An 8,900-nucleotide genomic window follows, 5' to 3' on the forward strand; every position below is an offset into this window, starting at 1 on the left:
TGAAGCCGACGGACCTGAAGCCGACCGACCCGAAGAGGCGCCCGGCCGATGGGGCGTGCCTCAGGTGCAGCGCATCCGCGACTGCGCCCAGTCCGCGAGGGCCACGGAGTCGAACGGCGTGTGCGGCTCCACGACCAGCCTGATCGTCTTGCGCCCGGTCAGACCCACCTGCACGGGCACCGCCGGGTCACCGCCCTTCATGATCGGCGACTGCCACAGCCGCGCCCCGTCCGCGTACACGGAGAACTGCACCGAGCCGAGGCCCAGCGTCATGTCGTCGATGCCGACCATCGCCTCATACGTGGAGCAGCTGCGGTTCAGGTCGATGGTGACCGAGGAGTTCCCGTGCACCGTCACGCCGTGCGTGTACTGCTTGTCGGCGATCGTCATGCCGTAGCGCTGCCACACCCAGCTGCTCTCGCCGAGCCGCATCTCGGGCTTGGTGCCGTCCCCGAGGGCGCCGTACTCCAGCTCGCTCCACTGGTAGACCTTCGGGGCCGGTGGCGGAGGCGGCGGAGGAGGAGGCTTGGGCTTCTCCTTGGTGGGGGTGGGCGTGGGCTTCGGCGGGGGCGGCGGCTTCGGCTTGGGCTTCTCCTTCGTCGGGGTCGGCTTCGGCTTGGGCGGGGGAGTGGGCTTCGGGGTCGGCTTCGGTGCGGGAGGCGGCGGCTTCGGCTTCGGCTTGGGCTTCGGCTTCTCGGGCGGCGGGTTCTGGACGACGGGGGCGGAGGACGAGTGGGCCGCCTTCGGCTTCTCCTTGGGCTGCGGGTCACCGGCGAGCGCGATCGCCACGGCGACCCCCGCCGCCACGACGACCCCCGCCGCGATGCCCGCCTTCGCCGGGGCTCCCAGCCCCTCGGAGGCCGCCGCACCGCCCGCGCCCGCACTGCCGGACGAGCCTCCGCTCGCGGCCGCCGCACCGGCGGCTCCGGCGGCACCCGCACCCGCGGCGCCACCGCCGATGAGCGCGGCCGCCTTCGCGTACCCGGCGGCACCGAACCAGCCGATGACGGCGATCGGCACGACACCGGGGATGCCGCTGGCGACTTCCTTGATCTGGCCCGCCGCGAGGCGGCACTTGGCGCACTCCTCCAAGTGCTTGCGCAGCCCGCGCTCGGCACGGGTCCGCAGGCTGCCCCGGGCGTACGCGCCGAGCCGGTCGGCGTAGCGCGCACACTCCTCGCTCTCGGTGAGCGTGGTGCTCACATGGGCCTGGAGGTACGCCTCCTTGAGGCCCTCGCGCGCCCGCTTGGCAAGGACTCGGGTGCCGTTGGCGTCGAGCCCGAAGAGCGTGGCCACCTCGCTCGGCGACTCGTCCTCGATCTCCGTGTGCCACAGCACCGCCTGCCAGCGCTCCGGCAGGGACCGGAACGCCTGCATGGCCATCGACTGCTCGGCCTCGTGCATCGCGCGGACGTCGGCACCCAGGTCCAGGGTGTCGTCGTCGGACACCTCGGAGCTGCGGGCGGCCTGCGCCGCGAACACGGCGAAGTCCTCGACCAGTTGCTCCCGCTTCGCGGACTTCGTCCACCCGGCCGCGACCCGGCGCACCGTGGTGAGCAGATAGGCGCGCACCGCGTGCTCGGGCCCGCTGCCGCTGCGGACGGCCTGCAGCATCCGTGCGAAGACCTCGGCCGTGAGGTCGTCGGCGGTGTGCGCGTCCCGGCAGCACGTACGCGAGTAGCGGCGCACCGCCTCGGCATGCCGGCGGTACAGCTCCTCGTACGCCGAGTCGTCGCCCGCGCGCATGCGGGCGATCAAGTCGGCGTCGGGCGAAGGGAGTTCACCCGCCCTGCCCGCGGCGGCCGGACCGGCCGGAGTGCCCGAAGGCTCCCTGCCGACCTCCCGCTGCGGAGGCACACTGGCGTCCTGCGGGCGCACACCGGCGTCGCCGCCGTGCGCTCCACCGCCGCCGATCGGACCGCCCTGGCTCGGCACCTGCCGCGAGGGCAGCGCTCCGGTCTCCGAGGACGGCTCGTCCCGCCCGTCACCACTCATCGCGGAAAGCCCCCGCTTGCACACTCAGACCCGACCACCGGGAAAGAGTGCCACAAGGGCGACCAGAGGTGGACAGAGATGTCCGGCAACCACTCATCCGGGGCGACTTCCCGCAAGCCAGCACTATCGTTCACCCTTGCGGGGAAGGCTCAACTACCGTTCGGTCAGGCGGAGTTGAGCCCTGTCGCCCGGCTGAGCCGTCACGCGGGACGCGACCGCAGCCCCTCCAGCAGGATGTCGAGCAGCCGCGACGAGGCCGCCGCCTGCTGAGCCGCGTCCGGCAGCGAGGGCGCCGCCGTCGCTATCACCAGCAGAACGTCCGCCACCGTCACGTCCGCGCGCAGCTCGCCCGCGGCCCGGGCCCGCTCGACCAGACGGCCGACGACCTCGAGCAGCTCGACCGCGCCCGCGTCGATCCCGGCGACGGCCTCCGCCGCCGAGGCGTCCGCCGCGAGGGTGTCCTCCGTCGGCTGGCGCTGCTCGATCAGGCGCAGCTCGCGCGGCGGCGTGGGCGACTGCCGCTGCTGCGGCACCCGTGCCTCGTCCTCGTGCCCCGCTCCTTCGTCGGCGACGCTGACCCGCAGCACCTGCGGCGGCAGCAGCCGGCCCGCGCCGGAGGCGACCGACGTCCGCAGGAAGCGCGACAGCGCCGACCACGGCTCGTCCTCCTGCCCCAGCGCCGCGCGCGCCTGGTCGGTGAGCCGGGAGGTCTCCTCCTCGGCTATGCGCCGCACCAGCACGTCCTTGCTGGGGAAGCGCCGGTAGACCGTGCCGACACCGACGCGCGCGCGGCGGGCCACGTCCTCCATCGGCGCGCCGTACCCCAGCTCGCCGAAGACCTCGCGGGCCGCGCGCAGTACGTGCTCAAGATTGCGCTGTGCGTCTACGCGCAACGGTGTCGTGCGCGCCCCTTCTCCGTGATCCCGTCCATTTCCGCCCGTGGCGACGGCTGCTGCCGACGCGGTCGCGGAAGTCCACTGAGAGTCCTGAATGTGCATACGTTCCCCCGGTAATGACGTCTCCCCCCGGAGACACTCCCCGCCATTGGCTACCGAAGTGTGCGGACTGAACGGTCGATGGGCCCGGATCTCCGGACCCGACGAGCGCATCCCCCGACACCCCGACGTCCCACGAACATAGTTGAGCGGGAGTCAATTCAGAAGAGGCGGGTTCCGCACGGACCGCCCCCCGATCGGAGTACGCACCGATTCCGACCCGATTGCACCCCCTCCTCTTCCCCCTTTCTCCCCCGCTGACCTGCACACCTTCTCAAGACCCGGACCTCCCGCCCACGGCGAGCCGCGCACCGCCTCCGGTCACACAAATTGCCGGGCCTGTGGACAAACCCGCTGCCCCAGTGCGTCATGGACGGGTGACGGCTGCCATCTCCCGGGGCACGACCCCCGCATCCCCACCCGGTACGCGCATTCTCGTGGTCGGAGGCGGCTACGTCGGCCTCTACACCGCGCTGCGTCTGCAGAAGAAACTGAAACCGGAACTGAAGCGGGGTGAGGCCGAGATCGTCGTCGTCACACCCGATCCCTACATGACGTATCAGCCGTTCCTGCCCGAAGCCGCCGCGGGCTCCATCTCGCCCCGCCACGTCGTCGTGCCGCTGCGCCGCGTCCTGGACCAGTGCCGCATCGTCATCGGCGAGGCCCGGTCCATCGACCACGAGAAGCGCACCGCGACCGTCACCACCCTCGCCACGGAAGAGGAGGGCACGGGCGCCGTCGACATCGCGTACGACGAACTCGTCCTGGCCCCCGGCTCCGTCTCCCGCACCCTGCCCGTGCCCGGCCTCGCCGACCACGGCATCGGCTTCAAGACCGTCGAGGAAGCCATCGGGCTGCGCAACCACGTCCTCGAGCAGATGGACATCGCCTCCTCCACCCGCGACCCGGCCATCCGCGACGCCGCCCTGACCTTCGTCTTCGTGGGCGGCGGATACGCGGGCGTGGAGGCGCTCGGCGAGCTGGAGGACATGGCCCGCTACGCCTCGCGCTACTACCACAACGTCAAGGCCGAGGACATGAAGTGGATCCTCGTCGAGGCGTCCGGCCGGATCCTGCCCGAAGTCGGCGCGGAGATGGGCACGTACACGGTCCGCGAGCTGCGGCGGCGCAACATCGACGTACGCCTGGAGACCCGGCTCGACTCCTGCGAGGACCGCGTCGCCGTACTCAGCGACGGCGCCCGCTTCCCGACGCGCACGCTCGTGTGGACCGCGGGCGTCAAGCCCCACCCGATCCTCGCCGCCAGCGACCTGCCGCGCACCGAACGCGGCCGCCTGAAGTGCACCGCCCAGCTGTCGGTCGACGGCGCCGACCACGCGTGGGGCGCGGGCGACGCGGCCGCCGTCCCCGACGTCACCGCGGCCGAGCCCGGCACGGAGTGCGCGCCGAACGCCCAGCACGCGGTGCGCCAGGCCAGAACGCTCGGCGACAACATCGTCGCTTCCCTGCGCGGACAGCCCCTCAAGGAGTACGAGCACAAGTACGTGGGCTCCGTGGCGTCACTGGGACTGCACAAAGGTGTCGCGCACGTCTACGGAAGGAAGTTGAAGGGCTACCCTGCCTGGTTCATGCACCGCGTCTACCACTTGAGCAGAGTGCCGACGTTCAACCGCAAGGCCCGTGTGCTCGCCGAATGGACCCTCTCCGGCCTGTTCAAGCGCGAGATCGTCTCCCTGGGGTCGCTCGAACACCCCCGTGCGGAGTTCGAACTCGCGGCCGGGGGCGAGCGCCCGAAGGAGTCCTCCTGACCGCAAGGAGGAACTCCCCGTACTGGACCGGCGTCTGACGGATGTCAGTCCGCTCGGCCAGACTGTTCGTGTGACCATGGGCGGGCCCGGACCGCCGGCCAACCCAGCCCGATCCAGAAGCGACATCACGAGGCCAACCGCAGTGAACTTCACGCGCTGGAGCGCCCGGCTCCCCGGAACGCAGCGCCGCGCCGCAGGGCGGACCGACCACAGCATCTCCCCGGCGCAGCGCGGCGAGAGCTCGGTGCCCGCGGCCCGCGCCGAGCACCTCGCGGACGAGGCGGCACCCGCCCCCGCCGTCGAGGACCTCCCGGTGCGCGAGATCCTCGACCGCATCCCGGCCCTGGTCGCCCTCGTGCACGGCCCCGACCACCGCGTCGCCTACGTCAACGACGCGTACGCCGCCGCCTTCGGCACCCGCCCCACCGGCGACCCCGCGCGCGAGGCGCTGCCCGAGCTGGAGGAGCTCGGCCTGCTGCCGCTCCTGGACCAGGTCCTGCGCAGCTCCAAGCCCCGCACCGTCAAATCCCGCAAGGCGCCCGGCGGCCGCTCCTACACGTTCACGTGCACCCCGGTGACGCTCCCGCTCGGCAGCTCCGCGAAGGACGCAGACGAGGGCGGGGTGCTCGTCTTCGCCGCCGACGTCACCGACCACGCGGAGGCCGCCGAGCGCCTGCGCGCCAGCGAGCGCACCCAGCGCGAGACGGCCGTCACGCTGCAGCGCTCCCTGCTGCCCCAGGAGCTGGAGCAGCCCGACGACCTGCGCATCGCGGCGACGTACCAGCCCGGCGGCACCGAGGCCGCCGTCGGCGGCGACTGGTACGACGTGATCACCCTCGGCGGCGGCCGCACCGCCCTCGTCATCGGCGACGTGATGGGCCGCGGCGTGCGCGCGGCGGCCGTCATGGGCCAGCTCCGCACCGCGGTCCGCGCCTACGCCCGCCTCGACCTGCCCCCGCACGAGGTCCTCCAGCTCCTGGACGGCCTCGCCGCGGAGATCGACGCAAGCCAGATCGCCACCTGCGTCTACGCGGTCCACGACCCGAACGAGGGGAGCCTGGTCTACGCCTCCGCCGGCCACCTCCCGATCCTCGTACGCGACGAGAACGGCACGATCCACCGCGCCGAGGAACCCACGGGCCCGCCGCTGGGCACCGGCGGCTGGCTGCACGCCTCCGGCTCCGTCCCGCTCGGCCCCGGCTCCACCGCGGTGCTCTACACGGACGGCCTGGTCGAGCGCCGCGAGGAGGACATCGACGAGGGCGTCGCCGCCCTGGAGCACGCCCTCGCGGGCGCCACCGGCACGCCCCAGGTGGTCTGCGACCGCCTCATCCGCGCCCTCGGCGTCACCGCGGACCACGACGACGACGTGGCCGTGATGGTCCTCCAGCACCCCGCCCGCACGGGCGGCGACGCGGAGCTGTTCCGCAACGCCGCCCTGGAGCTGCTCGGCGGGGTGGAGGCCGCTCCACGCGCGCGTGCCTTCGCCACCGGAGTCCTCGCCAGCTGGCGCTTCCCGGCGGAGCTGAACGACCTGGGGGTCCTCGCCGCCAGCGAACTCGTCGCCAACTCCCTGCAGCACGGCACCCCGCCCATGCGCCTGCGCCTGCGCCGCACGGACCGCCGGCTGATCATCGAGGTCACCGACGGCGACGACCACCTGCCGCGCCGCCGTCGCGCCGAGCCCGCGGACGAGGCGGGCCGGGGCATCGCCATCGTCGCCACGATCGCGTCGAGCTGGGGCTCGCGCCGCACCCCGGGCGGCGGCAAGGCCGTCTGGTGCGAATTCGCCCTCCCACGCGCGTAGGCCCCGGTTTCGGAAAACCGGGGCCTACGGAGAGGGGTGTTTCAGGAGCTCGCCGCCACCGGTTCGGCGGGGCTGCCCTGCGCCACGACGCGGCTGCGCTCCTTGTACGGGTGGTTCTGTGCGGGCGTGAGCCGCTTGCCGAGGCGCAGCGCCAGCACGGTGATACCGAGCGAGAAGAGCAGGAAGGTCACGATGTACGGGGCGTGCAGCGTGGCCCCCATCGGCCCGCCGACCGCCGGGCCCACCGCGAGCGCCAGCTGCTTGACCAGCGCGAAGGCCGAGTTGTAGCGCCCGACCATCGACTCCGGCGCCAGATCGGCGACCAGCGGCGCCACGGTCGGCGCGAGCATCGTCTCGCCGATCCCGAACAGCGCGTACGTCGAGATGAACGCGGCGGTGGCCATGGCCTGGCTGCCGTGCCCCATGCCCGCGTAACCGGCGGCGATCCACGCGACGGCCCAGATGAGCCCGACGGTCGCGATCACCCGCGAGCGCTTGCGCCGCTCGACGAACCGCAGGACCGCGAACTGCGCGATCACGATGGCGCCGGTGTTGGCGGCGAGCGCGATGCCGAGGGTGGAGGGGGAGATCCCGGCGGCCTCGACGCCGTAGGCGCTCAGGCCCGACTCGAACTGGCCGTAGCAGGCGAAGAAGAGCACGAAGCCCAGGACGCACAGCTGCAGCATGGTGCGGTTGCGGAAGACGTCCTTCATGCTGCCCCTGGCCTGCGGGGTGGCGTCCGCGATCCGCGCCGACCGCGGCATGCGCGCGGTCAGCATGACGGCTATCAGGACGAGGAAGATGGCCGTCTCGATCGCGAAGAGCAGCGTGAAGTCACTGGCCCGCTCGTGCTTGACGATCTGGCCGCCGATCAGGCCGCCGACGCCGAGCCCCAGGTTCTGCAGGAAGAACTGCATGGCGAACGCGCGCGTGCGGGTCTCCTGCGTCGAGCACTCCACGATCATCGTCGCGAGCGCCGGCTGCATCACGGCCTGTCCGGCTCCGAGCAGACCGGCCGACAGCAGGACCAGCTCCGGGCTGCTGGACAGCCCGAGGCTCATCGCGCCGACGGCCGCGGACAGCAGGGCGACGATCAGTACGGGCAGCGGCCCACGCCGGTCGATGGCCCGACCGGAGAAGGGCAGCACGATCAGCGCGGCCACGGCGAACGCGGCGAGCACGAGGCCCGCCGTCACAGCGCCGAGATCCCGGACCTGCGCCACGTAGACGTACAGGAAGGGGACGGTAAAGCCGAGACCGAACGCACTCAGTGCGTTGCCCACGTGGATCCGGCGCATCTGCGCGCCCATCGCCCTGGTCACTTTCACCTGCCTTAGGAGTGAAGACTTCGAAGCTAAAGTTAGGAGCTAAACAATACATACCGAAGGACTTCAATGCCAACCGAGGCCGTGCCATACTGCGGCCCATGGCTGACGCGCCCGGCTCAGGTGAGCCGACACTTGAAGAGCAGATCGCCGCGTACCAACGGGAGTTCCAGGGGCTGGACCCCCAGGTGGAACAGATCGTCTCGGCCCTCGGCCGCCTCAACCGCCGCATGAACGTCGCCTACGGCCGCCAGACCGCGACCCTCGGCATCAGCAACGCCGAGTGGGAGGTCCTCAAGGCCCTCGTCCTGTCCGGCCCCCCGTACCAAATGGGCCCGGGCGACCTGGCGAAGCGGCTCGGTCTGACCCCGGCGGCCATGACGCACCGCATCGACCGCATGGTCACGGAGGGCCTGGTCACCCGCGAGCGCGACGAGTCGAACCGCGTACGCGTGATCGTCGAGCTCACCGCGGAGGGCCGGGAGAAGTGGCTGGACGCGATGCGCCTCGCCTCGGTCTTCGAGGAGGACCTGCTCCAGGACCTCTCCCAGGACGAGCGCGGCACGCTCGGCGCGGTCCTCACCCGCCTCCTGCGCCGCGTGGAGCACGCCCAGCCCGACGCGGGCGGCCGCCTCACGGACCTGGACTGACGGGCACGACAGAGGTTCATCGAGGTTCACCGGAGGGGGGTTGACAGCCCCCCTCCCGATCCGTAAGGTTCTTCGGGTTGCCACGGAGCCGTAACGGTTCTGCGACAGCACCTCCCGCCGCTCAAGCGGCACACCAAACCATCAGCACAACTTCCCACGGGAACGAATTCGGCGTGCCCGAATTCAATTCCACGGCTCGATTATGAACCGCGGGAAGAATCCGCTAAGGTTTTGGACGTCGGAACGGCCCAACAGCCGCAAAGACAGCCCGAGTTGACCGGGAATCAGGCCCGAAAGGATCTGATAGAGTCGACACCGCCGGAAGGCCGAAAGGCCGGAAAGCGGAGCAGGACCCCGAG

At 71.8% G+C, this 8,900-nt stretch carries 6 protein-coding genes; 3 read left to right on the top strand and 3 right to left on the bottom strand.

The window, feature by feature from the left end:
* Positions 1-60: 60 nt before the first annotated feature.
* Positions 61-1,995 (bottom strand): sigma-70 family RNA polymerase sigma factor, encoded by a 1,935-nt coding sequence (locus ACQB60_RS42605; protein ID WP_496931466.1) that lies wholly within the window; start codon positions 1,993-1,995, stop codon positions 61-63.
* 200 nt (positions 1,996-2,195) lie between these two features.
* Positions 2,196-2,993: a TetR/AcrR family transcriptional regulator gene (locus ACQB60_RS42610; RefSeq protein ID WP_496931467.1), complete on the bottom strand. Its 798-nt coding sequence runs from the start codon at positions 2,991-2,993 to the stop codon at positions 2,196-2,198.
* 374 nt (positions 2,994-3,367) lie between these two features.
* Between ACQB60_RS42610 and ACQB60_RS42615 the strand changes: the two genes are divergently transcribed.
* A complete protein-coding gene (locus tag ACQB60_RS42615; RefSeq protein WP_496931468.1) occupies positions 3,368-4,759 on the top strand; it encodes an NAD(P)/FAD-dependent oxidoreductase in 1,392 nt (463 codons plus the stop codon).
* Positions 4,760-4,901: 142 nt separating this feature from the next.
* Positions 4,902-6,566: an ATP-binding SpoIIE family protein phosphatase gene (locus tag ACQB60_RS42620; protein ID WP_496931469.1), complete on the top strand. Its 1,665-nt coding sequence runs from the start codon at positions 4,902-4,904 to the stop codon at positions 6,564-6,566.
* Between the two features lie 41 nt (positions 6,567-6,607).
* Here ACQB60_RS42620 and ACQB60_RS42625 read toward each other — a convergent pair whose 3' ends face one another.
* Positions 6,608-7,876, bottom strand: coding sequence for an MDR family MFS transporter (locus ACQB60_RS42625; protein WP_496931475.1), 1,269 nt, complete (start codon positions 7,874-7,876; stop codon positions 6,608-6,610).
* 116 nt (positions 7,877-7,992) lie between these two features.
* Between ACQB60_RS42625 and ACQB60_RS42630 the strand changes: the two genes are divergently transcribed.
* Positions 7,993-8,541, top strand: a complete 549-nt coding sequence (locus ACQB60_RS42630; protein ID WP_496931470.1) for a MarR family winged helix-turn-helix transcriptional regulator — start codon at positions 7,993-7,995, stop codon at positions 8,539-8,541.
* Positions 8,542-8,900 lie beyond the last annotated feature (359 nt).

This window comes from Streptomyces odontotermitis (assembly GCF_050510915.1).
Lineage (GTDB): Bacteria > Actinomycetota > Actinomycetes > Streptomycetales > Streptomycetaceae > Streptomyces.